The sequence below is a fragment of the Mesorhizobium sp. M1334 genome, from assembly GCF_040317995.1.
Classification (GTDB): domain Bacteria; phylum Pseudomonadota; class Alphaproteobacteria; order Rhizobiales; family Rhizobiaceae; genus Mesorhizobium.
In genome coordinates this window covers 682,544-708,068 of record NZ_JAMYLM010000002.1, presented here as the reverse complement: position 1 = coordinate 708,068, position 25,525 = coordinate 682,544, and the positions used below count along the sequence as shown (strand labels likewise).

30 protein-coding genes are annotated in these 25,525 nt (G+C 63.3%); 19 read left to right on the top strand and 11 right to left on the bottom strand.

What is annotated here, in order from left to right; all coding sequences use genetic code 11:
- Positions 1-211: 211 nt before the first annotated feature.
- The 7 genes from NKH17_RS07010 to NKH17_RS06980 form a co-directional block, all read right to left on the bottom strand.
- Positions 212-424 (bottom strand): hypothetical protein, encoded by a 213-nt coding sequence (locus tag NKH17_RS07010; RefSeq protein WP_352476084.1) that lies wholly within the window; start codon positions 422-424, stop codon positions 212-214.
- Positions 425-870: 446 nt separating this feature from the next.
- The gene (locus tag NKH17_RS07005) at positions 871-1,902 is read right to left on the bottom strand and encodes a peptidoglycan -binding protein (RefSeq protein ID WP_352465687.1); all 1,032 of its coding nucleotides are present in this window, start codon (positions 1,900-1,902) and stop codon (positions 871-873) included.
- Between the two features lies 1 nt (position 1,903).
- Complete coding sequence (locus tag NKH17_RS07000; protein ID WP_352476085.1) at positions 1,904-2,929, bottom strand: MotA/TolQ/ExbB proton channel family protein; 1,026 nt, start codon at positions 2,927-2,929, stop codon at positions 1,904-1,906.
- A gap of 115 nt (positions 2,930-3,044) precedes the next feature.
- Complete coding sequence (trhA, locus tag NKH17_RS06995; protein ID WP_352476086.1) at positions 3,045-3,752, bottom strand: PAQR family membrane homeostasis protein TrhA; 708 nt, start codon at positions 3,750-3,752, stop codon at positions 3,045-3,047.
- Positions 3,753-3,851: 99 nt separating this feature from the next.
- Positions 3,852-4,652: an inositol monophosphatase family protein gene (locus NKH17_RS06990; protein WP_352476087.1), complete on the bottom strand. Its 801-nt coding sequence runs from the start codon at positions 4,650-4,652 to the stop codon at positions 3,852-3,854.
- Positions 4,653-4,677: 25 nt separating this feature from the next.
- Positions 4,678-5,244, bottom strand: coding sequence for an elongation factor P (gene efp / locus NKH17_RS06985; protein WP_352476088.1), 567 nt, complete (start codon positions 5,242-5,244; stop codon positions 4,678-4,680).
- A 135-nt stretch (positions 5,245-5,379) separates the two neighbouring features.
- Complete coding sequence (locus NKH17_RS06980) at positions 5,380-6,237, bottom strand: LysR family transcriptional regulator (RefSeq protein WP_352476089.1); 858 nt, start codon at positions 6,235-6,237, stop codon at positions 5,380-5,382.
- A gap of 112 nt (positions 6,238-6,349) precedes the next feature.
- On the opposite strand from NKH17_RS06980, the gene NKH17_RS06975 reads away from it, so the two are divergent.
- Positions 6,350-7,354, top strand: a complete 1,005-nt coding sequence (locus NKH17_RS06975; RefSeq protein WP_352898105.1) for a zinc-dependent alcohol dehydrogenase family protein — start codon at positions 6,350-6,352, stop codon at positions 7,352-7,354.
- Positions 7,355-7,397: 43 nt separating this feature from the next.
- On the opposite strand, the gene NKH17_RS06970 is transcribed toward NKH17_RS06975, so the two are convergent.
- The 3 genes from NKH17_RS06970 to NKH17_RS06960 form a co-directional block, all read right to left on the bottom strand.
- Entirely contained in the window at positions 7,398-8,429 is a 1,032-nt protein-coding gene (locus NKH17_RS06970; RefSeq protein ID WP_352476091.1) for a tetratricopeptide repeat protein, read from the bottom strand.
- A gap of 1 nt (position 8,430) precedes the next feature.
- The gene (locus tag NKH17_RS06965; protein ID WP_254816453.1) at positions 8,431-9,078 is read right to left on the bottom strand and encodes a thiamine phosphate synthase; all 648 of its coding nucleotides are present in this window, start codon (positions 9,076-9,078) and stop codon (positions 8,431-8,433) included.
- A 105-nt stretch (positions 9,079-9,183) separates the two neighbouring features.
- Positions 9,184-10,068, bottom strand: a complete 885-nt coding sequence (locus NKH17_RS06960; protein ID WP_352476092.1) for a DMT family transporter — start codon at positions 10,066-10,068, stop codon at positions 9,184-9,186.
- A gap of 132 nt (positions 10,069-10,200) precedes the next feature.
- Between NKH17_RS06960 and NKH17_RS06955 the strand changes: the two genes are divergently transcribed.
- A complete protein-coding gene (locus NKH17_RS06955) occupies positions 10,201-10,650 on the top strand; it encodes an Lrp/AsnC family transcriptional regulator (protein ID WP_352898110.1) in 450 nt (149 codons plus the stop codon).
- Positions 10,651-10,744: 94 nt separating this feature from the next.
- Complete coding sequence (locus tag NKH17_RS06950) at positions 10,745-11,515, top strand: sulfite exporter TauE/SafE family protein (protein ID WP_352476094.1); 771 nt, start codon at positions 10,745-10,747, stop codon at positions 11,513-11,515.
- A 40-nt stretch (positions 11,516-11,555) separates the two neighbouring features.
- On the opposite strand, the gene NKH17_RS06945 is transcribed toward NKH17_RS06950, so the two are convergent.
- Positions 11,556-12,107, bottom strand: coding sequence for a DUF2269 family protein (locus tag NKH17_RS06945; protein ID WP_352476095.1), 552 nt, complete (start codon positions 12,105-12,107; stop codon positions 11,556-11,558).
- Between the two features lie 580 nt (positions 12,108-12,687).
- Here NKH17_RS06945 and rcdA point away from each other — a divergent pair.
- From rcdA to tilS, 16 genes are all read left to right on the top strand, one after another.
- On the top strand, positions 12,688-13,215 hold the full coding sequence (gene rcdA / locus NKH17_RS06940) for a protease adaptor protein RcdA (protein ID WP_352476096.1): 528 nt from the start codon (positions 12,688-12,690) through the stop codon (positions 13,213-13,215).
- A gap of 308 nt (positions 13,216-13,523) precedes the next feature.
- Complete coding sequence (gene ruvC / locus NKH17_RS06935; RefSeq protein ID WP_254816459.1) at positions 13,524-14,036, top strand: crossover junction endodeoxyribonuclease RuvC; 513 nt, start codon at positions 13,524-13,526, stop codon at positions 14,034-14,036.
- Between the two features lie 56 nt (positions 14,037-14,092).
- Positions 14,093-14,362: an AbrB/MazE/SpoVT family DNA-binding domain-containing protein gene (locus NKH17_RS06930; RefSeq protein ID WP_352476097.1), complete on the top strand. Its 270-nt coding sequence runs from the start codon at positions 14,093-14,095 to the stop codon at positions 14,360-14,362.
- Positions 14,340-14,762, top strand: a complete 423-nt coding sequence (locus NKH17_RS06925; protein WP_352476098.1) for a type II toxin-antitoxin system VapC family toxin — start codon at positions 14,340-14,342, stop codon at positions 14,760-14,762. Before NKH17_RS06930 ends, NKH17_RS06925 begins: the two co-directional genes overlap by 23 nt.
- A gap of 13 nt (positions 14,763-14,775) precedes the next feature.
- Positions 14,776-15,396 carry a Holliday junction branch migration protein RuvA gene (gene ruvA, locus NKH17_RS06920; protein WP_254816462.1) on the top strand — a complete coding sequence of 207 codons (621 nt, stop codon included), beginning with the start codon at positions 14,776-14,778 and terminating at the stop codon, positions 15,394-15,396.
- A gap of 67 nt (positions 15,397-15,463) precedes the next feature.
- The gene (locus NKH17_RS06915; RefSeq protein ID WP_352476100.1) at positions 15,464-15,748 is read left to right on the top strand and encodes an AbrB/MazE/SpoVT family DNA-binding domain-containing protein; all 285 of its coding nucleotides are present in this window, start codon (positions 15,464-15,466) and stop codon (positions 15,746-15,748) included.
- Positions 15,745-16,149 (top strand): type II toxin-antitoxin system VapC family toxin, encoded by a 405-nt coding sequence (locus NKH17_RS06910; RefSeq protein ID WP_352476101.1) that lies wholly within the window; start codon positions 15,745-15,747, stop codon positions 16,147-16,149. Before NKH17_RS06915 ends, NKH17_RS06910 begins: the two co-directional genes overlap by 4 nt.
- A complete protein-coding gene (gene ruvB, locus NKH17_RS06905) occupies positions 16,146-17,186 on the top strand; it encodes a Holliday junction branch migration DNA helicase RuvB (RefSeq protein ID WP_352801675.1) in 1,041 nt (346 codons plus the stop codon). The genes NKH17_RS06910 and ruvB overlap by 4 nt, the downstream gene beginning before the upstream one ends.
- A 129-nt stretch (positions 17,187-17,315) precedes the next feature.
- Entirely contained in the window at positions 17,316-17,786 is a 471-nt protein-coding gene (ybgC, locus tag NKH17_RS06900; protein ID WP_352476102.1) for a tol-pal system-associated acyl-CoA thioesterase, read from the top strand.
- Between the two features lie 294 nt (positions 17,787-18,080).
- Positions 18,081-18,791 (top strand): protein TolQ, encoded by a 711-nt coding sequence (tolQ, locus tag NKH17_RS06895; RefSeq protein ID WP_254816465.1) that lies wholly within the window; start codon positions 18,081-18,083, stop codon positions 18,789-18,791.
- Positions 18,792-18,800: 9 nt separating this feature from the next.
- Positions 18,801-19,259: a protein TolR gene (gene tolR / locus NKH17_RS06890; protein WP_352476103.1), complete on the top strand. Its 459-nt coding sequence runs from the start codon at positions 18,801-18,803 to the stop codon at positions 19,257-19,259.
- 7 nt (positions 19,260-19,266) lie between these two features.
- Positions 19,267-20,433 (top strand): cell envelope integrity protein TolA, encoded by a 1,167-nt coding sequence (gene tolA, locus NKH17_RS06885; RefSeq protein ID WP_352476104.1) that lies wholly within the window; start codon positions 19,267-19,269, stop codon positions 20,431-20,433.
- Positions 20,434-20,461: 28 nt separating this feature from the next.
- Positions 20,462-21,772, top strand: a complete 1,311-nt coding sequence (gene tolB, locus NKH17_RS06880; protein ID WP_352898121.1) for a Tol-Pal system beta propeller repeat protein TolB — start codon at positions 20,462-20,464, stop codon at positions 21,770-21,772.
- A 284-nt stretch (positions 21,773-22,056) separates the two neighbouring features.
- Positions 22,057-22,563 (top strand): peptidoglycan-associated lipoprotein Pal, encoded by a 507-nt coding sequence (gene pal, locus NKH17_RS06875; RefSeq protein ID WP_352476106.1) that lies wholly within the window; start codon positions 22,057-22,059, stop codon positions 22,561-22,563.
- Between the two features lie 188 nt (positions 22,564-22,751).
- A complete protein-coding gene (gene ybgF / locus NKH17_RS06870) occupies positions 22,752-23,867 on the top strand; it encodes a tol-pal system protein YbgF (RefSeq protein WP_352476107.1) in 1,116 nt (371 codons plus the stop codon).
- A 54-nt stretch (positions 23,868-23,921) separates the two neighbouring features.
- On the top strand, positions 23,922-25,430 hold the full coding sequence (gene tilS / locus NKH17_RS06865) for a tRNA lysidine(34) synthetase TilS (protein WP_352898124.1): 1,509 nt from the start codon (positions 23,922-23,924) through the stop codon (positions 25,428-25,430).
- The last annotated feature ends 95 nt before the right edge of the window (positions 25,431-25,525 follow it).

Genomic DNA, 25,525 nt, shown 5'->3' with positions numbered 1-25,525 from the left:
AAAACCACCCTGGCCTCCGGCGGGGGCGGCGCCGCGGCCGCGGGCCTTTCCGGGGGGGCTCCGGCGGGCCGTAAAGTCCTGTTCATCCGAACCGTGCCGGCAGTGCTGGCGCTGAATGCGCTGGCGTTGGGCTAGCGCATGATCCCTGAACCGAGCTGGAAAAGGATCATGCACAAATCAATTGCCACAGCGCCGGGCACTGCGGCCGATTTCAGCCGCCTGGATAGGTTGGGCCATAGCCGTTCGGATAGTATCCGCCATCGGCGCCGTTGCCGATGAGGAAGGCACTGCCGGTATCAGCGCGCAGCTTTTGGCTGACATCGTCGAGCTGCGCCAGCAACTGCTGATATTGCGTGCTCGGCATCGTTCCCTCGCGTGCGGCCCTCTCGGCGGCCCGGTCGAGTTGAGCGAGCTGCGTGCGCAAGTCACGCGCCTCGCCCGGCTCGCTTGTTCGCCTGGATGGCGCCCTGGATACCTGTCTCCACGCTCTGGATCTGATTGATCAAGGCCGTCTCACGTGGGCCGGCGTAAGCGCCGGCAAACGGAACGAGGAGAAGTGTGGCGAGCGTAGCAGTCCTAAAATTCCTGGGAGCGAAGAAGCGCATGGTTGCGTCTTCTTTACTGGGGAAGGCGGTGGTTGGGAGGGGGCCCTGCCTTCCGGCCGCGGGCCGTCAGCTTCCGTCGCGTCGCGATGAGCGGTTCCACCGCCGGCGGTTCTCGGCCCATGACCAAGGCTAAAAGGCCGTGGCGGCAAAATGTAATTAAAAAAGGTAATTTTTTCAGCTCCTGCCGCTGCCGCACCAGTGCACTAAATGCCGCCGACTTGAGCCGGCTCGCCCTGGCGCATGATATAAGCCAAAGGCTTGCAGATCACCGCTCGGTCAGCTTCAGCTCGATACGGCGGTTCTTGTTGCGCGCCTCTTCGGTATCCGCGGGGTCGAGCGGCTGGAATTCGCCGAAGCCGGCCGCGACCAGCCGGTTGGCCGGCACGCCGTTCTCGATCAGGAACTTGACCACCGAGGTCGAGCGCGCCGTCGACAATTCCCAATTGTCGCGGTAGCGGCCGGTGCCGGAGAGCGGCTTGTTGTCGGTGTGGCCATCGACGCGCAGCACCCAGTTGATCTCCGGCGGGATTTCCTTTTGCAATTCGATGATGGCATCGGCAAGCTTCTTCATCTCGACCTTGCCGGCATCGTTGATCACTTCGGAGCCGGTCGGGAAAAGCACTTCCGACTGGAAGACGAAGCGGTCGCCGACGATACGGATGTTCTCGCGATCGGCGAGAATTTCACGCAAGCGGCCGAAGAAATCGGACCGGTAGCGGTTCAGTTCCTGCACGCGTTGCGCCAGTGCGACGTTGAGGCGGCGGCCGAGATCGGCGATCTTGGTGTTGGATTCGCGGTCACGCGTTTCGGACACGTCGAGCGCTTGTTCGAGCGCCGCGATCTGCTTGCGCAGCGCCGAAATCTGCTGGTTGAGGATCTCGACCTGGCTCAGCGCCTGCTGGCTGATCTGGCGCTGGCTGTCGAGTTCGCCGGAAAGGGCCGTGGCACGCTGGTTGGCGGCATCGCCGGCACCGGCGCCTTGCGCCAGCAATTGCTCGAGCCGGCTTTTTTCGGCCTCCGATGCGGATAGCGATGCCTGCAAATTGGCAAGGGTGTCTTCCTTGTCCTGTGTCGTCGAGCGCTCCAGCGCCAGAAGCTGGGTCAACTCATTGATCTGCGAGTTGAGGCGGTTGAGCACCGTGTCCTTGCCGGAGATCTCGCGGCCGAGCAGGAACTGCGCCAAAACGAAAACCGTGAGCAGGAACATGATCGCCAACAGCAGCGTCGACAGCGCATCGACGAAGCCCGGCCAGTAATCGATGCGGCGGTCGGAGCGCCGGCCTCGCGCCAACGCCACGTCAATGCACTCCAGGCTTCTTCAAGGCGTCGGCGATCTTCTCCAGGGTGTTGCGCATCGCCTTCTGCTCGTCGGACTGGGCCTCGACCCAGTCGCGCATGATCTGCTGTTCCGAGCGCATGTTCTTGACCAGGCCGGAAATGCCGTCGGCGAGATTGGCCATGGCAGTGGCCACGCGCGGATTGGAGCCGCCGCCATTTTCCTGCAGAGTGCGCAGCTTTTCCGATAACAGCCGGATTTCCTCGGAGGGTTCGGTCCTCGCCGCGTCGGCAACGACGATGTCGGAGGACAGGTCGGTGACCGAGGACAGCCAGTTTTCGAGTTCGGTATAGAAGCGCGTCTGGGCGCGGCCGGCCTGCAGGTCGAGGAAGCCGAGCACCAGCGAGCCGGAGAGGCCGAACAGCGAGGACGAGAAGGCGGTGCCCATGCCGGCCAACGGAGCGGAAAGCCCCTGCTTCAGGGATTCGAGCACGGCGGCGGCATCGCCGGTGCCGGGATCGAGCGACTCGATAGTTTCGCGGATCGAGCCGATCGTGTTGAGCAGGCCCCAGAAGGTGCCGAGCAGGCCGAGGAACACCAGCAGTCCGACAAGGTAGCGCGACGTGTCGCGGCTTTCGTCGAGGCGGGTGGCGATCGAATCCAGCATGGTGCGCATCGAACTGGTCGAGAAGGCAATCGTCGAGGAGCGGCCGATCATCGCCTTCATCGGCGCCAGCAGCACCGGTTCGGTTGTCTCGGAACCGGCGCGGAACGAGTTGACCCAGCGCACCTCGCGGAACAGCCGGCCGACCTGAACGAAGGCCAGCAGGATGCCGACCGCAAGCACGCCGATGATCAGGCCGTTGAGACCGGGATTGGTGACGAAGGCGGTCGAGATCTGGCGCGTCAGGATGGCGGCGATAAAGGCCACGATGAACAGAAAGATCACCATGGTCAGCAGAAACACCTGCGGGCTCGACAATTTGTGCGGATCGTAGATCAGAACGTCGGAGCGCCTGCCCATGCCGAAGGATCTGAGAAGAGTCATCCGTGCCCCGTTTCCGATGCCGTCGCCGCCGATCAATTTGTGTTTGCGACTCTAAACGGAATTGTGACGAAATTGAATGGCGCTTGGCAATATTGCCACTGTCCGCGACCGGAGGTCAAAGCCGGTTGATGACCAGGCAGTCGACCATGGCGGCCAGATGCAGGCCGGCGCCGGTGACGACAAAGCCATGCCACAGCGCATTGTGGAAGCGCAGGCCCTTCCAGGCGAAGAAGATCACGCCGCAGGAGTAGACGATGCCGCCGGCAACGATGAGCGCGATCGATGTCGCCGGCAGCGTCCGCACGAGCGGCTCCACCAGAACGAGACCGCTCCAGCCGATGGCTAGATAGAAGACGATCGCCAGCCGGTCGAAACGGCCGGGAAGAAAGACCTTGATAGCGATGCCGACCGCCGCGGCGGTCCAGACCAGGACGATCATCGAAACGGCCAGCGGCGAGCCGCCGAGCTGGGCCAGGAAAGGCGTGTAGGTGGCAGCGATCAGCAGGTAGATCGCGGCATGGTCGAAGCGCCGCAATATCCATTTTGCCGGCGACGACACCGGCCAGACATTGTAGGCCAGCGAAATCGACAGCACGGTGAGCAGCGAGACCACATAGAATGCGGCGGCGACATATTCGCCGGGGCCGGTTCGATAGGCGGCCAGTGCCAGCAGCGTCGAGCCGGCAGCGATCGCCAGCACGATGCCCACGGCGTGGACAATGCCGTCGGCGATGATCTCGGCGCGCGAGTAATGCCAGCGCCCCATAAAAGGAATGTCGAGCTGGGAGAATTCGCTCTCGGATTTGGGCCGGCTGTTCGTCATCGATGATCCTGCGTCGCCTTATCTGGGCGGCCGCGGGCGAGTATTTCAAGCTTTGGTTGCGGTTTTGCGACTGCGGCGCTTCAGCGCGGCGCGCCTCTATCAGCTGGCTGAGAGTGGCCTTTTTATGGTCTTCAACAACGCGCGCTGGATGAGTTCGTTGCCGGCAACCAGCGAACCGGCGTTCAGCGCGTCCTGTCCCCCGGCGAAATCGGAGACGAAACCGCCCGCCTCGCGGATCAGCAAGATGCCGGCGGCGACATCCCAGGCCGACAGGCCGGTTTCCCAGAACCCGTCCATGCGGCCGGCGGCGACGTAGGCGAGATCGAGCGAGGCGGAGCCGAGACGGCGGACGCCAGAAACCTCGGCCATGACATTGCGCAACTCGATGAGGAAATTGCCGTGCTGGCCACGCCCGAGATGCGGCATGCCGCAGCCGATCACCGCATCGACCAGCTTGGTACGGCCGGCGACGCGCAGCCGGCGGTCGTTCATGAAAGCGCCGCCGCCGCGCTCGGCGGTATAGAGCTCATCCATCGCCGGATTGTAGACGACGCCGGCGACGATCTGGCCCTGGCGCTCCAGCGCGATCGAAACGGCAAAGAGCGGAATGCCGTGCAGGAAATTGGTGGTGCCGTCGAGCGGGTCGACGATCCAGCGGTGCTGGCCGTCGTCGCCCTCGATCACGCCGCGTTCCTCCATCAGGAAGGCGTAGCCGGGCCGCGCCTTCGACAGTTCGGCAAAGACGATGTCTTCGGCCTTGCGGTCGGCCTGGCTGACATAGTCGCCTGGCCCCTTCATCGAGACCTGCAGGTTCTGCACTTCGCCGAAGTCACGCGACAGGGAGCGGCCGGCCTTCATTGCGGCCTGGACCATGACATTGAGGATCGCGGAACGCGGCATTGTGTTTCTTCCTGCTGCCCGCGCTTTAGTCGGCGCGGCGCACGTAAGTGATTTCGTTGGTATCGACGATGATGCGCTCGCCCGAGCCGATGAACGGCGGCACCAGCACGCGGATGCCGTTTTCGAGTATCGCCGGCTTGTAGGACGAGGCTGCCGTCTGGCCCTTCACCACCGGGTCGGCCTCGGAGATGGTCAAGGTGACATAGTCGGGCAGCGAAATGCCGATCGGCCTTTCGTCATAGAGCTGGACCGTCACCATCATGCCGTCCTGCAGGAAGGCGGCGCGATCGCCGACGAACTCCTTTTGCAGTTCGAGCTGCTCATAGCTTTCGGTGTCCATGAACACCAGCGCGTCGCCCTGCTCGTAGAGGAAAGAAAAATCCTTCAGATCGAGCCGGATCTGCTCGACCGTTTCGGCCGAACGGAAGCGCTCGTTGAGCTTGGTGCCGTTGATCAGGTTCTTGAGCTCGACCTGGTTGTAGGCGCCGCCCTTGCCGGGCTTGACGGTGTTGGTCCTGACCGCCACCCAAAGGCCGCCATCGTGCTCGATGACGTTGCCGGGACGGATTTCGTTGCCATTGATCTTGGCCATGGTGAGGTGATCCGGAAATGAGATGATCGCCGCAAACGGCAATTTGGCGCCTCCAAGACCACAAATCGCCAGCAGAGGCAAGGAGCGCCTTTCAGGTGAAGCGGGAAGCTGGCCCGGCAGCGCGGCGCGGCAGCCTCAGTCCGTCCCGACGGTTGCGGTGACCGCCCCGGTCACCGCGTCGGCAACCTTTCTCAAAAGATGCAGGTGCGGCGAACGCAGCACGACAATTCGCAGCGACAGCTCGAGGCCGGGAGCGTCGACCAGGGCAATACCCTGCGGCAGCTTTTCCCGCAGCAGCCGCTTGGGCAGCAGGCCAAGGCCTTGGCCTCGACGAACCCAGTCGATCTGCAGCGCGCTGTCCTGAATCTCGGCGCCGACGATCAATCTGTGGCCGCCCTCGGCAAGGGCAGCCGCCAGCCGCCGGCGCGCGTCGCAAGGTTCAGGGCTGAGGACCCAGGGCATGGTCTTGACGTCAACTTGCCGGCCGGTGTTTTCGGCAGCGATGATGCCGAGGGGCTCGGTTCCGACAACACCGTCGCCGGCTTTGGAATTGCTGCCGTCCAGGATGAAGGCGAGGTCGAGCTGTCCGCGCTTGTGCTGGTCGGCCAGCTCAAGACTCCAGCCGCTCTTCAGACGCAGCGAGACCTTCGGAAACCGCGCCACGGCATCAGCAATAGCGGCGGCCACAGCTTTGTCGCAAAGTCCATGCGCGAGGCCGAGCCGCAGCAGGCCCTCCGGTTCGTCGCCCTTGGCGAATGATCTCAGCGCGTCGACCGCAGCGAGAATGTGCTTGCCGCGTGCCAGCACTTCTACGCCGGCCGGGGTCAGTCGTGACGGTTTCAGCCGGCGGTCGAGCAATTCCGTGCCGAGCATTTCCTCCAGCCGCTGGATCTGACGGGTGACGGCCGGCTGCGTCAATGGCAGGCGTCGAGCCACCTTCTGAATCGAACCCTCCTCGGCAAAGAGGGCCAGTGTTTTCAGTTCTTCAAGCACGATACACCCGAACATGTCATAGAAGCATAATTATTCTGAACATTATGAATTTGAAATCGGATGGATGGCAAGCGATTTTCCTCCGGCAGGACCCAGCTGGAAAGGAACGACGATGAAAGCGATCGAATTGCGGAGCCCGGGCGGCCTGGAGAACCTCAAAATGGTCGAGCGGCCGATGCCTGAACCAGGGCGCCAGGAGATGATTGTGAAGGTCAAGGCCACGGCGCTGAACTACCGCGATGCCGAGATCGTCCGCGGCAGCTATCACACGAAGTTTGCATTGCCGCTGGTGCCGCTGTCGGACGGCGTCGGCGAAGTCGTTGCCATCGGCGCCGAGGTCAGCCGGTTCAAGATCGGCGACCGGGTCTGCGGCACGTTCTGGCAACGCTGGGTCGGGGGCAGTTTCGCGATGGCTGAGCCCTCCTATCAACGCGGCGGCCCAATCGACGGGCTGCGCCGGCTCGACGAACAGGCGGCGGTGCTGGCGCCGGCCAATCTGAGCGACCTCGAAGCAGCGACGCTGCCATGCGCCGGCGTGACGGCATGGCACGCGCTGTTTACGGAGGGCAGCGTCAAACCCGGCGACACCGTGCTTTGCCTCGGCACCGGCGGCGTTTCGCTGTTTGCGGTGCAGTTCGCCGCCGCTGCCGGGGCGCGCGTCATCGTGACGTCGAGCAGCGACGAGAAGCTTGCGCGGGCAAAGCAACTTGGCGCGCAGGATGGCGTGAACTATCGCAGCGTCCCCGACTGGGCATCGGCCGTGCTGGGATTGACGGATGGCCGCGGCGCCGACCATATCATCGAGGTTGGCGGACCGCAGAGTTTTGCACAATCCCTGAGGGCAGCGGCGCGCGGCGCCCAGATCAACGTCATCGGCTATCTCGGTGGCAATGACGGCGCCATCAACCCGCTCGACATCTTCCGCCGGCAGGTCCGGGCGCGAGGCATACCGGTGGGCTCACGCGAATCCTTCGAGGCGATGAACCGCGCCATTGTCGTCAACCGGTTGAGACCGGTGATCGACCGGGTTATGCCGTGGAACCAGGCCGCCGAAGCCTTTCGGTACCTTGAACACGGCTCGCCCTTCGGCAAGGTCGTGCTCGATCATACGCAGTGAGCCCGCCTGACGAGCCCGGGTGCGATGAGTCGCGAGATCGCGATCAGGGCAGGCGGTTGGCCCGTTGCAGCGCCTGCTGTGTCTGCTCGTCGGTCAGGCCCTGCAGGAAATCGTCCATTTCTTGGTCGATGAGCCCGGCGCGGCGGGCGACAACATACCAGGCGCCGGCTAGGATCAGATCCGGATCGGTGCCGATGCCGTTCATGTAGAGCTTGGCGAGACGGTTCTGGGCAGCGACATTGCCGCCTTCTGCGGCCTGCTTCATCCAGTTGAAGCCGGATTTCAGGTCGCGTGCGCCGCCGCGCCCCTCGATCATCCAGGTGGCGAGATCGATCTGTGCGGTGTCGTAGTTCTGCCGCGCGGCCTGTGCCAGCAGGCCGCGGGCGCGGACATCGTCGCGCGGCTTGCCACCGGCGCCGTTGGCGTAGACCTGTGCCATCGCATATTGTGCGTCGGCAAGCCCGGTCGCGGCAGCGCGCTCGTAATAGGATACGGCTTTGGCAATACCGGCATCGCCGGGCTCCTGCTCGACCATCAGCTGCGCAAAATTGAACTGCGCCAGGCGATTGCCGGCCTCGGCGGCGGCCTGCATCAGCGCATAGGCTTCCTTTTCGTCCTTTTTGACGTAGCGGCCGTCGAGCAGCATCAGCGCATACTGGAATTGCGATTCCGGCACGCCCTGCTCGGCGGCAAGCGCATACCACTTCGCCGCCCCAGCCGCGTCGACCGGCACGCCGAGGCCGCGCGACAGTATCTCGGCCACCAACGTCTGTGCCGCCGGATCGCCGTTTTGAGCACGGGAAAGCGCAAGATTGTAGGCCGTCTTGTAGAGCCCGCGCTGAAAGGCGCCGTAGGCGGCGTCGGACGGCTTTGCGCCGAAGCGGTCGGGGTTGATGGTATCGGCCGACGGCAACGGGGCGGTGGTGGCGGGCTGCGGCAATTGTGCGGCGATCGGCTTATCGGCAGGTTCGCTGGAATCCGGCCTGGGCTGCGGTAGCGGAACGGGTTCCGCCGCTATCGCCTGCGTCACGGCCGTTGCAAGAAAGGCGCTGAAAAGGATTTTCCGCGAGAACACGTCAGTCCTCGAAGCGCGGCGCGGTTTCGTCGAGCAGCGCGTTGGCGGCGGCAACCGCCGTCTTCGGATCGGCGCCGTCGGCGAAGACGGCGCTGGACAGCGCAACGAATTCGGCACCAGTGGCGGCGACCGCTTCCACCGAGGCAAGATCGGATCCGGCCATGACGATGCAAGGGATCTGGATCACGTCCGCCCACCATTGCCCCAGCGACAGGTTGCGCGGGTGCGGCTCCGGCTTGTTGTCGTAACCGAAGCGGCCGAAGAAGATGTAATCAGGCCTGAGCTCGCCGAGTTCCAGCGCATCATCGCGGGTCTTGGCGCCGCCGGTGCCGACCATCATCCTGGCCTGGAAATGTTCGATCGTTTCGGCGAGCTCGTCCTTGCCGACCTCGACATGAATGCCGTCGGCCTGGACGCGGCCGGCGATGCGGGTGTCGCCGGCAATGATGACGGCAATGCCGGCCGCTTGCGCCACCGGCACGATCTGCTCGGCAAAGGCCTGGAAGGCGGCCTCGTCCATACCGTTTTCCGGCAGGATAAGCGAGGCGACGTCACCGCCGGCGAAGGCCGCGGCGATGCGCTCGGCGGGCACGTTCGGCGGCGCGATCAGCACGATACGGCAGCGGTTGGGCGGCGTTGCGTCATTCATTGGTGTTCGGTCCCGGTTATCGCCTATGCCGGGCGAAGATGGTTGCATTGCGGCATAGAGCAAAGTGCGGGAGTTGAACAGGCGGCAGGGGGTCGCTTGCGAGCTCTAGGCTGGCACTTTCGATTTCCACAGCGACCAGCCGAGGTTCATGCCGGCGGCGGCGACCAGGATGGCGGCGGCGCCGACGATCTGCGCCGGCTGCAGACGATGGCCGAAAGCGACCACGTCGACGAGGATGGCGACGACGGGATAGATGAAGGACAGCGATCCCTGCAGATGCGTCGGCAGCTTCTGGATGGCGCCGTACATGAGGATGTACATCAGGCCGGTATGGACGATGCCGAGTGTCGCCAGCATGACCCAACTCCGCGCATCGGCGGGAAGGTGGGTGAGATCGGCGAAGGGTGCCAGCATGAGAACGCCGACGCAGACCTGGATCAGGGCGATCAGGTGCGGCGGCGTGCCTTTGAGCTTCTTGGTGACGATAGCCGCAACGGCCCAGAAGAAAGCCGCGGCCAGCGCCATCGCAATGCCGGTAAAGTAATCGGTACCATGATCGCCTGCATCGGGCGCGGCCTGCACGATCAGCAGCATGCCGGCAAAGGCGATGCCGAGCCAGGTCAGCTTGGTCACCGTCAGCCGTTCGGAGAAGAAGAGCGCGCCAAAACCCACCAGCATGAAGGGCTGCGTGTTGTAGACAGCCGTGGCGATCGAGATCGAGGCACGCGAAAACGCGCTGAACAGCAGCAGCCAGTTGATAACGATGGCAGCACCGCCGAGAGCCGCGATCGCGACAATGCGAAGCGACAGCCTGCCGCGCAGCAGTCCCAGCGCCGCGCAGATGATCAGCAGCGTTACCGCCCCGAAAGCACAGCGCCAGAACACCACGTCCATGATAGGCTGGCCGGAAAGGACGACGAACCAGCCGATCGTGCCGAGGATCGCCATCGCCGCCGTCATTTCGATCGTGCCGCGTACCGTGTTGTCCATGGATGCTCCTGAAACCCGTTGCGATTTGATGATCCCACGGCGGATCGGGTCTTTCTATGACTTGTAGCTGGTGATATGCAGGGCAAACCTCATTAAATTAGGTAAACATCGCTCTTAGCCTGGAATTGTAAAATGCTGGACGATCTCGACAGAAAGCTCCTCGATATCCTGGTCAAGGATTCACGGACCTCGCTGAAGGAACTGGCGCTGCAGGTCGGGTTGTCGTCGCCAAGCGTTTCGGAGCGGCTTCGGCGGCTTGAGGATCGCGGCGTTATCCGCGCGTTCACCATCGACGTCGATCCGCAGGCGCTCGGCTACCCCTTGCAGGCGATCGTTCGCATCCGGCCATTGCCGGGCAAGCTGCACATCGTCCAGAAGCTGATCGAGGAAATCCCGGAATTCGGCGAATGCGACAAGGTGACGGGCGATGACTGCTTCGTTGCCCGGCTGTTCGTCCGCTCGATCGTCGAGCTCGACGGGATTCTCGACCGCATCGCCGACAAGGCCGAAACCAGCACCGCCATCATCAAGGCGCAGCCGATCCGGAGACGCCCGCCGCCGCTCGACATGCCAAACATGTGACGGGTTTCGGTGCCGTGGTCCACATATTTGCGGTCGCGGTCCGATCATTTCTGGTCTATTCAGAGGTCACTTTCCCTCCAGCCTCCTTTCCCTCATGTCAGGCCTGCTCGTCGATCCCTGGTTCTATGCTGCGGCCATTCCGGCCGTCATCCTCGTCGGCCTGTCGAAAGGCGGCTTCGGCGGCGCCGTCGGTTTTGTCGGCGTGCCGTTAATGGCGCTGACCATGCCGCCGGTTCAGGCTGCCGCAATCCTTCTGCCAATTCTGTGCCTGATGGACATTGTCTCGGTGTGGACATGGTGGGGCATCTTCGACCGCAAGATGCTGGCCGACATGATGCCGGGCGCCGTGATCGGCATCGCCCTCGGCTGGCTGACGGCGGCACTTGTAACCGAAGAGATGGTGCGGCTGATCGTCGGCGCGGTTGCCTTTATCTTCGTGCTGCGCTGGCTCTATTTGCAACTCCGCCACGGTGCCGGCCACGCAGCGGAGCCCAACCGCGTCGCCGCCGGCTTCTGGGGTACCGTTGCCGGGTTCACCAGCTTCGTCGCCCATGTCGGCGGCCCGCCTTTTCAGGTCTATGCGCTGCCGATCAGGCTCGATCCGAAGGTGCTGTCGGGCACCGCGGCGATCTTCTTCGCCGTCACCAATGCGCTGAAGCTCATCCCCTATTTCGCGCTCGGCCAGTTCGACACCACCAATTTGACCGCGTCGGCGGTGCTGATGCCGCTGGCGCCGCTGTCGACAATCGCCGGCGCCTGGCTGGTGCGGCGGATGCAGCCGGAACTGTTCTATCCCTTTACCTATGCGACCGTAGCGGTCGTCGCGGTCAAGCTTCTGTGGGACGGCATCGCCGGCCTTCTGTAAGACGGCGGCCCCAGTCGGCCGCCGCCGGATTCCTTAAACCTCAGGCGGCACTCGGCAGCAGCGGCCGCGTCCTGCCAAGCGCCAGGGCAACGCCAGTTGCCAGCACGAACGCCATGCAGCCCAAAATGGTGATGTCGTGCAGCGTCGGCTTCAGCACCATGTCTGCGATGATCACCAGCATCACCGAATAGTCGAAGCGCGCGGCATTGAGGACGCGCTGGCCCTGGGCAAGCACTGCCGGCGTCACGCCATCCTTGGCGATCATGCCTGCCATGCGGTCGGCAGTCGGCTTGAAGACGAACATGCCGATGCAGAAGGTCGTCGCATAACCGGCAAGGCCGATCAGCACCCACAGATCGGAAAAGCCGACCCAGAAGCCGCACATGATGAGGCCGAAGAGCAATGTCAGCATCGACATCGGCGCGAAGAACCGGTTGCCGAGCTCGCCGGTGGCGCGCATCGCCTGCAGCATGCCTTCGACGTTTCCGGCACGGTCGGCGCGTACCGCAAGCAGCATCAGCGTGAAGCCGCCGCCGACCCAGAGGATCGCCGAGACGATGTGCAGAAATTTAACGACCGAGTACCAGTCCATTGTTTGCTCCTTGAGAGATTTTCATGATTGCCGGAGCGCAAGGTTTGCTCCGCCTCGTTGCGAGGAGCGCGGCGTTTAGCGCGCCGCCTGTTTCGGAACGATGTCGTGCGCAGTGCCGCTTTGTTTCGGTATGTCGGTCACGATCTGGAGGAACCATGGCGCAAGCGGGTCGCCCCCGCTTCCAGCCAGTGGTGTGAACGCCGCCCTGGCCGGTCAGCTGTGCTGTTACGGCACAGATGCCGGGCCCTTGATCGAAAAATATGCGCTGCGTTAAGGCTTCGTTAAGCTTTACAGGCGTTTACTATGTCCATCCAGTGATCTGGATTCTTACCGAGTGGTTGGAGCCACTTTGTTTGACGCCTCCCTGTTAAACTCCTGAGAGCCGCCTTATCCGCGGCTCTTTTTTTGTTCGCAGGCATGGACGTCTAGCGGCTAAATGCGGCCGTTAACCGTTTGTTAAACATGTGCTTGCCTTCACCGGCAGCGAAGCGCATTTTCAAGCTTCAGTCGTTTAGGCTGCCGGATGTGGCAGACCAAGAGCCGAATCGGCCGGCTTTGAGGCAAGTGCAGGGGCGTAGCAATGAACGAGCCTTCGAAGGCTGGCGCGAAAACCATCAAACTGGCGGAGCGCCGGGTTTTCTCCCAATCCTTCAAGCCGCTCTATCAGGAAGGCATGGGCCTGGTCGAGCAGGCGGCCGAGTATCTCGACGGCAAGGGCCGCGCCGAGGCCAAGAAGCTGTCGAGGCCGGCGGCGACGCTTTATGCCGCCGAATCGATGCGGCTGACCACCAGGCTGATGCAGGTCGCCTCTTGGCTGCTTTTGCAGCGGGCGGCGAATTCCGGCGAGATGACCCGCGATCAGGTGGCCTCAGAAAAATCCAAGGTGCGTCTCGACACCGCCTCGGCGCATGAGGAGGCGCCCGGCTGGGCCGAACTGCCGAACGATTTCATCGACCTCGTCAACCGCTCGCTGCGCCTGCAGGCGCTGGTGCGCCGCATGGACGAGGAGATCTATGGCGGCCTCGCCGAGGCGCCGCCGTCGGGCCGTCGCCTCAATCCGGTGTCCGACCAAATCACGCTGCTCAACACGGCTTTCGCCCGCGGCTGAGAGACCGTTTGGAAACTCTACCAGCGGTCATCTGGCGGCGTTTTCTCCGCTTACCTGCAGCGCCGCGCGTCCTTTTGGACGCGCAAAGGACGCTGCAGCAGTTCAATTGCGCATGATCCCCTCGGGATCACGCGTGGGCTCACGGACCCAAATGTCCGCTGCGCTCCGGTTCTCGAAACCACCACCATATGACTCGCCGGGGCGACTTTCGAAAACGATCTCAGAGGCTCTCTGGACATGACGAGCCCTCGTTTCCGGTTTGTTCACATTTCGCTGGCATCGCTGTTCCCCGAAGGTAGACTTGACGGATGGGGGAAGCGATTCGCATCATCGGCATCGATCCAGGGCTGAGGCGCACCGGCTGGGGCATAGTCGAAAGCCTAGGCAATTCGCTGCGCTTCGTCGCTTCCGGCACGGTGCGGTCCGACGACAAGGCCGCCCTGGCGATGCGTCTTTGCCAATTGCACGACGGGCTCGCCGAGGTCCTGCATGCCGCGATGCCGCACGAGGCGGCGGTCGAGCAAACTTTCGTCAACAAGGACGCCGCAGCGACGCTCAAACTCGGCCAGGCACGCGGCATCGCCATGCTGGTGCCGGCGCGTGCCGGCCTTGTAGTTGCCGAATACGCGCCAAACGCCGTCAAGAAGGCGGTGATCGGAGTCGGCCATGGCGACAAGAAGCAGATCCACATGATGGTCAAGGTGCTGATGCCGAAGGCGACTTTCGACAGCGACGACGCCGCCGATGCGCTGGCCATCGCCATCTGTCACGCACACCACCGGCAGAGCATCGCCTACAGGCTGGCGGCGCTGGTCGGATAAGTTTGTTCTTGACTTGTTCTCAGGTCGGCAATAAGTAATACCGACGAGGTATTACCATGCGCGTTACCACCAAGGGGCAAGTGACCATCCCGAAGGAGATACGGGATCATCTGGGTATCGGCCCAGGTTCGGAGGTGGAGTTCGTTCCCACCGAGGACGGCGCTCGTGTCATTGCGGTCAACGAAAACATGTCGCAGGAGGAAGCCTCGCGCAGATTCAGCCAGACGCTCGATCGTATGGCCGGTACGCTGGACCTAGGGGGCATGACGACGGACGAATATATGGAATGGCTGAGGGGCCCGCGTGAAGACCTCGACATTGATTGACACAAATGTCTTGGTCGACGTTTGGGGTCCTGCCGGACGGGAGAGGAAGTGGTCGGCGTCGGCAATTACCGCATGCCGGCGCGACGGCGCGCTTGTCATCAACACAATCGTCTGGTCCGAACTCGCGCCGCTGATTGCAACGGAGAAGGCCCTTCGCCAGGCAGCCGACATGCTCAAGATCGAGCGTGAATTCCTGCCGTGGGAAGCAGCCTTCCTGGCCGGTGTTACGCATTCCCGCTATCGCAGCGCCGGCGGCCTCCGCGAACGAACGCTGCCGGATTTCTTTATTGGAGCCCATGCAGTTGTTGCCGGGCATCGCCTGCTGACGCGCGATGCCGCGCGCTATCGCAGCTACTTCCCGGACCTCGATATCATCTCTCCGGAAACCCACCCGGCATGATCGGCAAGCTCAAATGATCGGCAAGCTAAAAGGCACGCTGGACGAAATCGACGAGGATTTCTGCATCGTCGACGTGCATGGCGTCGGCTACGTCGCCTATTGCTCGGCGCGTACGCTGGCGGCATTACCGCAGCCGGGCGAGGCGGTGGTGCTGTTCATCGAGACCTACGTACGCGAGGACATGCTGCGGCTCTATGGGTTCCAGTCGGTGCTGGAGCGCGAGTGGTTCCGGCTGTTGATGAACAATGTGCAAGGCGTCGGCGCCAAGGTGGCGCTGGCCATCCTGTCGACGCTGGCGCCGGCCGATCTCGCCAATGCGATTGCGCTGCGCGATATCGCCATGGTCAGCCGCGCGCCCGGCGTCGGCAAGAAGGTCGCCGAGCGCATCGTCACCGAGTTGAAGAACAAAGCGCCGGCCTATGCGGGCACCGCCTCCGGCACCATCGGCTTGAAGCAGGAGCTCGGTGAGGGCGTTGCCTCGGCGCCGATCACCGACGCCGTCTCGGCGCTGGTCAATCTCGGCTATTCGCGCGACACCGCCGCCAATGCAGTCGCAGCGGCGCTGAAGACGGCAGGTGAGGAGGCGGACGCATCGAAGCTGATCCGCTTCGGGCTGAAGGAGCTCGCACGGTGAGACGTTGCTGGAAAGTGAAATTCCAACTACTATGTGATCGGTAAGAATTTTCTCCAGGAGTAAGAATATGGGCGCATATGCCAGTCTGACCTCCAAGGGACAGCTCACGATTCCAAAGGACGTCCGCGACGCCTTGTCGCTCAAGACGGGCGATACGATCGCCTGGACGGTCATGGATGGTTACCTGATCGGAACGCCGCGCAACCTCGGATTTGCCGATCTCGCCGGATTCTTGGGTGATCCGCCTGGCGGTCCCGCTACGCTGGAGGAAATCGACGCCGCTGTGCGGGATGCCGTCGGCCGGCATGTTGTCGGGGATAGATCAAATGACGGACAAGAGGGTCCCGCTTGACGTCGATCGGCATCGATACCAACGTTCTGCTTCGCATGGTGCTCAATGATGATCCGGAGCAGCGGGCAAAGGCGCTTGCGTTCGGCAGCGGCCTTAGTGTGGAAATGCCCGGCTTCGTGAGTTTGATCGTGCTGGTCGAATTCAGCTGGTCGTTGGCTTCGCGCTACAGGCAGCCAAAGGAACAAGTATTGGCCGCAATCCAGAGGCTGCTCAAGATCAAGACGCTGGAGTTCGAAGACTTCGATGCCATCGTCATCGCGCTCGAGCGATCGAATTCAGTGCAGGTCGACTTTGCCGACGCGTTGATTGCGGAACACAATCGAAAATTAGGTTGCTCGCACACGGTCACCTTCGATCAGCGCGCTGCCAAGGCCATTCCCGGTATGGAACTGCTCGCATGAGCCTTTCGCCACGCCTCATTGCTCCCGACAGACGCGGCGAGGACGCCGAGCAGACCTTGCGGCCGCAGACGCTCGGCGACTTCGTCGGCCAGGCGGCGGTGCGGGCCAATCTCAAAGTCTTCATCGAGGCCGCCAAGGGCCGCAGCGAAGCGCTCGACCATGTGCTGTTCGTCGGCCCGCCCGGCCTCGGCAAGACGACGCTGGCGCAGATCATGGCGCGCGAGCTCGGCGTCAATTTCCGCTCGACCTCGGGTCCGGTCATCGCCAAGGCCGGCGATCTGGCGGCGTTGCTCACCAATCTCGAAGACCGCGACGTGCTGTTCATCGACGAGATCCACCGGCTCAACCCGGCGGTCGAGGAAATCCTCTATCCGGCGATGGAGGATTTCCAGCTCGACCTGATCATCGGCGAGGGGCCAGCGGCGCGTTCGGTCAAGATCGACCTGGCCCGCTTCACGCTAGTCGCCGCCACCACCCGGCTCGGCCTGTTGACCAACCCGCTGCGCGACCGTTTCGGCATTCCGGTGCGGCTCAATTTCTACTCGGTCGAGGAACTCGAGCAGATCGTGCAGCGCGGCGCCCGCATCCTTGCCATGCCGCTCGGCGACGACGGTGCCTTGGAGATCGCCCGGCGGGCGCGCGGCACGCCGCGCATCGCCGGCCGGCTGTTGCGCCGGGTGCGCGACTTCGCCAGCGTTGCCGGCGACGGTCATGTCGACCGCAAGGTCGCCGACGAGGCGCTGACGCGGCTGGAGGTCGACGGGCTCGGCCTCGACGCGCTCGACCGCCGTTATCTGTCGATGATCGCCCGGAATTTCGGCGGTGGGCCGGTCGGCATCGAAACCATCGCGGCCGGGCTTTCCGAACCACGCGATGCCATCGAGGACATCATCGAACCCTTTCTGATCCAGCAGGGCTTCATCATGCGCACGCCGCGCGGCCGCGTGCTGGCGGCCAATGCCTGGCGGCATCTCGGCCTCGACGCGCCGAAGGACCTGGCGCAGCAGCAGATCAGCCTGTTCCAGGAAGAGCCCTAAGTTCCGCTACTTATGGCTTTGCTGCTGGCAGTTCCCCGGCCCAGCCCTCCAGGTCTTGATCATCGCCGGTCTATGCGCAAAACAGGTGGTGCCAAAACAGATGCTCGTCGGGAACAAAAGGACAGCGCAATGGACGATCAAGGTGAATCGGCATTGTCCGCCGGGCTCTCCGGCGCGCTGACGGAATTCGGCCATCGATTGATGGCGCGGGTCTATTATGCAGACACCGATTTTTCCGGCGTCGTCTACCACGCGCGCTATCTCGAATTCTTCGAGCGCGGCCGTTCCGACTATCTGCGGCTGGCCGGCGTCCACCACACCGAGCTTGCCGACGGCAAGCATGGCGAGAGAATAGTCTGGGTGGTGCGGCGCATGGAGATCGACTTCCGCGGTTCGGCTCGCATGGACGACATCCTGACCATCGATACGCGCACCGACGGGATTTCCGGCGCCCGCATCGTCATGGCGCAACAGTTGAAGCGCGGCAGCGAAGTGCTGGTCGAGGCGCGTGTCGAAGCGGCGATTGTCGGCGAGAACGGGCGGCCGCGGCGCTTTCCCAAGGACTGGATCGCAGCCTTCATGCCCAGAACGCGCAAATAAGGGCTCAGAGGCGGACGATCCGGAACTCCTGATCGGGCGAGGATCGCCGGGCGGCTCGTCGGGGCGCGGCAATGCGCCGCGCTGTACGTCATAACCCATCCTTAACCATAACGGTCCATGAAGGGATTGGTTAAGATTGGGAGAATCCAAGCGCCTTCCTTTCACCAATATTTGCCCCGAAAAGGCCGCCAACGGTGCATTTGGGGTTATTCCGCAAGCTTAACGCGAACGGACCACAAGGGATGCCCATGGGCCAGCCGCCAGCCACGCCCGGAAAATCTTTAAGGACGTAACATGGAAAACATCGCTCTCGCCGAACCGGGCGCGCATTTATCGATTTGGGCCTTGTTCATGCAGGCCGGTTGGGTGGTCAAGCTGGTCATGATCGGCTTGCTCTGCGCCTCGATCTGGACCTGGGCAATCATCGTCGACAAGCTCGTCGCCTATGCCCGCATGCGGCTGGCGCTCAACCGCTTCGAGCAGGTGTTCTGGTCGGGACAGTCGCTGGAAGAGCTTTACCGCACGCTCGCCGACCGCAAGACGACCGGCATGAGCGCGATCTTCGTCGCCGCCATGCGCGAATGGAAGAAAAGCTTCGAGAAGGGCGCGAAATCGCCGCTCGGCCTGCAGACCCGCATCGACAAGGCAATGGATCTGGCGTTGACCCGCGAAATGGAAAAGCTGGAAGGGCGGCTCGGGTTTCTCGCCACCACCGGCTCGGCGGCGCCCTTCATCGGCCTGTTCGGCACGGTTATCGGCATCATGACCTCGTTCCAGGCGATCGCAGCCTCGAAGAACACCAGCCTGTCGGTGGTCGCGCCCGGCATCGCCGAAGCGCTGCTGGCGACGGCCATCGGCCTGCTCGCCGCCATTCCCGCCGTCATCGCCTATAACAAGCTGTCGTCGGACGCGAGCAAGATCGCGGTGCGCATGGAAGGCTTCGCGGATGAGTTCTCCGCCATACTCTCGCGCCAAATCGATGAAAAAGTCGCGCAGAAGGCCTGAGGAACGATCATGGGAATGTCCGTAAGCGCAGGTGGCGGAGGACGCGGCGGGCGCGGCCACAGGCGGCGCGGCCGCCATCACGCCTTGATATCGGAGATCAACGTCACGCCGATGGTCGACGTGATGCTGGTGCTGCTGATCATCTTCATGGTCGCGGCGCCGCTGCTGACGGTCGGCGTGCCAGTCGACCTGCCGGAGACGAAGGCCAAGGCGATGAACGCCGATACCCAGCCAATCACGATCACGATCGACGGCATGGGAAAGATTTTCCTGCAGGAGACCGAAATTCCGCAGGAGGACTTGATCGCCAAGCTGCAGGCGATTTCCAAGACCGGCTACGAGGAGCGCATCTTCATCCGCGGCGACAAGGCTACCAACTATGGCGCCGCGATGGAAGTGATGGGTCTCATCCAGGACGCCGGCTACAAGAATTTAGGCCTGCTTTCGCTGCCGAAACAGGATCAATAGACGCAAGATGAAGACCGGCCTCACCACATCGGTGATCTTGCATACGGTGGCAATCGCCTTCGGCCTGTTCACGCTGTCGGCGCCGGCTGCGCTTCCGTCGTCCGATGTCGAGTCGGTCGCAGTGGACATTGTGCCGATGGAGGCCGTCTCGCAGGTTTTGCAGGGCGACAAGAAAGCCGTGATGCACGAAAAACCGGCGCCGCTGCCGACACAGCGTCCCGACATCGTACCCGATGCCCAGAAAGTCGGAGAAAACAGCGTCGATACCGACAAGCCGCCGACGCCTGAGGCCAAGCCCAAGCCGGTCGATATGACGGCGGCTCCGCCACCCGCGCCGACCCCGGTCGAGAAGCCGAAGACCGAAGACGTGCCGAAGCCGCCGGAAAAGCCGAAGCCTATTCCCGCAACGGAGGTAGCGCCGGTGCCGCAGCCGAAGGAAGAGGTCAAACCCGAACCGGTCAAGCAGACCGATCCCAAGCCGACGCCGGCCAAGGAGCCGACGCCCACGCCGCCGCAGGACAAGACCGCCGCGATCGATCCGCAGCCTGAGGTCAAGCCGGATGCCGTCGCCGAGGCGATTGCCAAGCAACCGCCGACCGAGGAGGCGCAGCTTCCGGACTCGGCGCCGGCGCCTGAGGCCCGGCCGAAGCCGCAGCCGGCCCAGGCCGAAAGCGCGAAGGCGCCGGAGCGCAAGGACACCAACAAGCCGGTCAAGGAAGCCTCCTCCAGGCCGAAATCGGACGACAAGCAATTCAATGCAGATGAGATTTCGGCGCTGCTCGACAAACAGAAACCGTCCGGCGGCGGCGCCAAGCGCTCGACCCAGCAGGCTTCGCTCGGCGGCGAGAAGAACCAAGGCACCAAACTCTCGCAGAGCGAGCTTGATGGCCTGAAGGCCCAGATCAAACGCTGCTGGAGTGTGACACCCGGCACATTCGATGGCGACAGCCAAAAAGTCACCATCAGGATGAAGCTCACGCAAAATGGCGAGATCGACGGCGCTCCGGAAGTCGGATCCGCGGGCGATGGCTCAATGGGCTCCCGAGTCGCCTCGGAAGCAGCCCGGCGCGCAGTGCTGCGATGTGCGCCCTACAATCTGCCCGTCGCAAAATATGACGGCGAGCTGGGATGGAACGAGGTCGAGGTCAATTTCATCCCCAGCGACATGTATTGATTGCCGAGAGAACAACGAGGCTGAACGAATGAAGAAGTTGCTTACGACGCTGATACTGATCGGCACGATTGCGACCGCCATGAGCGGGCTCGCCACGCTGCCGGCAAAGGCGTTGGTCCAGCTCGACTTGACTCAACCCAATATCGAGCCTCTGCCGATCGCCATCACCGACTTTCAATCGGGCGACGCATTGGGCGCGGAGATATCGGGGATCGTCATCGACGATCTGAAGCGCTCGGGCCTGTTTGCTCCGATCGACAAGAGCGCTTTCATTGAAAAAATCTCCAACCCGGATGCCACGCCCCGCTTCGAGGACTGGAAGGTAATCAACGCCCAGGCTTTGGTCACCGGCAGCGTCGGCAAGGAAGCCGACGGCCGCATCCGCGCCCAGTACCGGCTGTGGGACGCCTTTGCCGGCCAGCAGCTCTCGGGCGAACAGTTCTTCGCCAACGACGCCAATACCAGGCGCGTCGGCCATATCATCGCCGATGCGATCTACGAGCGGCTGACCGGCGAGAAGGGCTATTTCGACACGCGCGTCGTCTTCATCGACGAGTCCGGTGCCAAGAATGCGCGCAAGAAGCGGCTTGCCATCATGGACCAGGACGGCGCCAACGTCCGCTATCTCTCGAACGGCAAATCGATCGTGCTGACGCCGCGCTTTTCGCCGAACCGGCAGGAAATCACCTACATGTCCTATGAAAGCGGTCAGCCGCGGGTGTACCTGCTGCAGATCGAGACGGGGCAGCGCGAGCTGGTCGGCAATTTCCCCGGCATGACGTTTGCGCCGCGCTTTTCGCCGGATGGCCAGAAGGTAATAATGAGCCTTCTGCGCGACGACGGAAATTCCAACATCTTCGCCATGGACCTGAGAAGCCGCTCGACGACCAGGCTCACCGATTCGACCGCCATCGATACCTCGCCATCCTACTCGCCTGACGGCAGCAAGGTGGTGTTCACGTCGGACCGCGGCGGCCGCGCGCAGATCTATGTGATGGGCGCCGACGGCTCGGGCCAGACCCGCATCTCGTTCGGCGACGGCGTCTATTCGACGCCGGTGTGGTCGCCGCGCGGCGATCTCATCGCCTTCACCAAGCAGACCGGCGGCGAATTCCAGATCGGCGTCATGCGCACCGACGGTTCGGGTGAGCGCATCCTGTCCACCGGCTTTCAGCAGGAGGGGCCGACCTGGGCACCCAACGGCCGGGTGCTGATGTTCTTCCGTGATTCCAATGGCGGACCAAAACTTGTTTCGGTCGATCTCACCGGCCGCAACGAACAGCCGATCCCGACGGCGAACTTCGCCTCGGATCCGGCCTGGTCGCCGCTGCTGGAATAGTCCCGGGCAAGGATGTTCTACTTGAGCATCCTTTGTTCCCAGTTGCACGCCGGCAACGGTGCCCGAAAAGCGCCGTTTCCGGCCTTGTTTTCACCCCTTGGTCGCGTTTTGGCCGCATTTCCGCCTACGGTCCGCGCTCATTGTCGCCCTTGAGTAGCCCTCGGCAGAACGGTTGCGGACGGCAGCCGAAACCAAATTTTAACCGTGTTTCTTGAGCGTCGGTTAACCCAAACGTGGTTACTGGACGATCAATGAAATCACTCGAATTGCGAAGGAGAGGCGGCATGGGCCGTATCGCAGCACTTACCACAAACCCGGTCATGATCGCGCTGGTCGCGATACTCGCGATCACCGGTTGCGCCTCGAAGAAGACGCCGAACAGCGCCGCCGATCTCGGCCTCAACGGCGCCGGCGCGGCAACGCCCGGGTCGGCCCAGGACTTTACCGTCAATATCGGCGACCGCATCTTCTTCGACACCGATTCGTCCTCGATCCGCGCCGACGCGCAGACGACGCTGTCGCGCCAGGCGCAGTGGCTGAACCAGTACAAGCAGTATGCCATCGTCATCGAAGGCCATGCCGACGAGCGCGGCACGCGCGAATACAATCTGGCGCTCGGCGCCCGCCGTGCTGCCGCCACCCGCGACTTCCTGGTCGCCAAGGGTGTTTCGGCGCAGCGCCTGAAGACTATTTCCTACGGCAAGGAGCGTCCGGTCGCGGTTTGCGACGACATCTCCTGCTGGTCGCAGAACCGCCGCGCCGTGACCACACTGAGCGGCGCCGGCTCCTGATCGGCAAAAATGCAACACTTGATGCGAAAGGCGGCCGCAGGGCCGCCTTTTTCGTATCTGCTCGCTCCAAACAAAATTTGGCCGAAGTCTCACGTCCTGTTAAGAGCCGAGAGCGTCTGGCCAGTCCCCAGTTGGCTGGTCTACTTCGAGTGAGAGGCGCGCAACAATGGTTTCACGGCGAGAGGCACATGCATTTCAGATCGGTCTTGAGCGGCACGCTTGCGCTGCTGCTCGTATCAAGTATCGCGGCACTTGCTGACGGTATCGGGGCAAACGGCACCGAGCAGTCATCGCAAAGCGGTTTTTCCTTCCATCTGCCGACGATCAAACTGCCCGGCATTTTCGGCGAAAGGAAAAAGCCGGATCAGGTTCAATTCGCGCAACAGGATGGCACCGGCACTCCGGCGCTGGAGGAACAGCTCCGGCAGATGAACGGCAAGATCGAGGAACTCAATTTCCAGGTCCTGCAGATGCAGGAGCAGATCCGCAAGCAGCAGGAAGACAACGAATTCCGTTTCCAGCAGTTGGAAGGCGGTCCGCAAGGCGCGCAGCAGCCGGCCGGGCAGAAGAAGTCCGAGGCCGCGCCTAGCAGCGACAGCCCCAACGGCGACGGTAACATGGCGGAGGCGCCGGCAACGCAGGCTCCGGCCGACGCGGGCAAGGCAGCAGACGGCGGCAAAAGCGTCGAGGACGTCATCATCGAATCGCCCAACGGCGATCCCGGCAAGCTGATCCCTGGCGCGCCGCCCAAGACGTTCGGCACCATCACCGTCGACAAAAACGGCAATGTCGTCGAAGCCGATGGCAATGCGCAGGCGAACGCGCCGTCGCAGAATACGGCCCCAGCCAACGGCGCCAGCGCGGCTGGCAACAAGGCCGGTAAATCCGACGACACGGTGGTCGCGGCACTCCCATCGACCAACGACCCGGAGGAGCTTTACCGCAACTCTTACCAGTTCATCCTGTCGGGCGACTACAGCACCGCCGAACAGGGTTTCCGCGATCACATCGCCCGTTTTCCCCGGGACGCCAAAGCGGCGGATGCGCATTACTGGCTTGGTGAATCGCTGCTCGGCCAGCAGAAATACCGCGATGCGGCCGAGATTTTCCTCGCTGCCAGCAAGGACTATCCGAAGGCCAAGAAGGCGCCCGACATGCTGCTGAAGCTCGGCGTTTCACTGGTCGGGCTGAAACAGCGCGACGTGGCCTGTGCCACTTTCAGCGAGATCGGCAAGCGCTACCCTGATATTTCCGGCGCGCTCAAGGAGCGGGTCAAGCAGGAAAGGGCACTCGCGGCGTGCTAGTTTTTCCGTTGCGTGTCGTTGCCGCAAAACCGGGCCCACGCTTGGGCGACATGCATGACGCTCGACACCGAGCCTGACCTTTCGGATTTTTCGCGGATCGACTTTTCCAACGGCGCTGTTGCGGCCGTATCCGGCGGCAGCGACTCGACCGCCCTTCTCCTCCTCCTCAAAGCCCATCTCGACCGTAACGCCCCGGCAACGAAATTGCTGGCGGTAACGATCGATCATCGATTGCGGCCGCAAGCGGCAGCGGAAGCGCAAGCCGTGGCCAGGCTGTGCGCGGCGCGCGGTATTGCCCATCGCGTCCTCGCCTGGTCGGGGCGCAAACCATCGACCGGCCTGCCCGCCGCCGCGCGCGAAGCCCGATACCGGCTGCTCGCCGAGGCCGCCGAAGCGGCAGGCATCGGCCTGATCCTGACTGGCCACACCGCCGACGACCAGGCCGAGACCGTGCTGATGCGGCAAGCGCGGGACGAGCGGGCGCGGGACGAGTGGGCACGTGACGAGTGGGCACGTGACGAGCGGCCAAGTGACAAGCGGCCAAGTGATGGAGGGCAAAGCGACGACGGGCGGCGCGAGGAAGGGCGGGGTCTTGCCGGGATGGCGCCGGCAACCCTCTACGACTGGCGGCACTGGATCGTGCGGCCACTGCTCGGCGTAAGGCGTGAGGCACTGCGCGAATTCCTGCGGCGTGAACAGGTTGCCTGGATCGAAGATCCGACCAATGCCGACACCGCTTTCGAGCGGCCGCGCGTCCGCGCAGCACTTGCCGAAGGCGATGGTGCGCCTCGTGTGGCTGAAGCGATAGCGCTGGCCAGAAAGGTGGCGGCCGAGCGTGAGCAATTGGGACGCCGCGCGGCCATGCTGATCCGCAGCTTGGCCTCCAGGCCAGCCGCCGGCCTCGTCCGCGTCGACCGGGATTTTGCGACTGAAAGCGACAGCGGGGCGGCTATTTATGCGCTGCGCATTCTGCTGGCGGCGACCGGCGGCACAGCCTTCCTTCCCGACCAGGCCCGCAGCGGAGCCCTTTTCGGCCGGCTCCGCACCGGGGCGCTTTGTGCCACATTGTCGCGGACCGTAATCGATGCCCGGCGTACCGGTATCTTTTTGCATCGCGAATTGCGCGATCTGCCGCCCGCTGTCGAGGTTTCCGACAATGCCCTTTGGGACGGCCGCAGACGGATCACATTGGGCGACAGTTCAGGTGCATTGTTGATCGCGCCGCTGTTGGTAGCACCGCTCGGGGCGGCTCTTGCCGCAAAGCGGGCAATTGCCGGACATGGCACGCCGGCAAGCCTTATACGCGCAGCTCTGGCCGCCGAGCCGGCGCTATGGCGGGATGGCGAATGCCTTGGTCTGCCTGGGGAAGGCCCGGGTTCGCCCGGGGAAGGCTCGATGCCGGCGGCTGTCGCCGCATATCCGGCAGTCGCGCCCTTCGCCCGTTTCCTGCCGTCCTTCGATCTGGCGCCGGCCGATGCCGTCGCCGCCTTGCTTGGCGCGGCGCCGGTTCCAGCCTCGCCATTCGGCGGCCACAGTGCCGGCCTACCACGGGCGAAAGCTTAACCGAGACCTGCTGTTATGCTTGGCAAGGGGAGACGCTCTCCCTATGTTAGGGCCAAGTTTCCTCTCACGACGTGTGTCCGCCCAGCGGCGCCAAC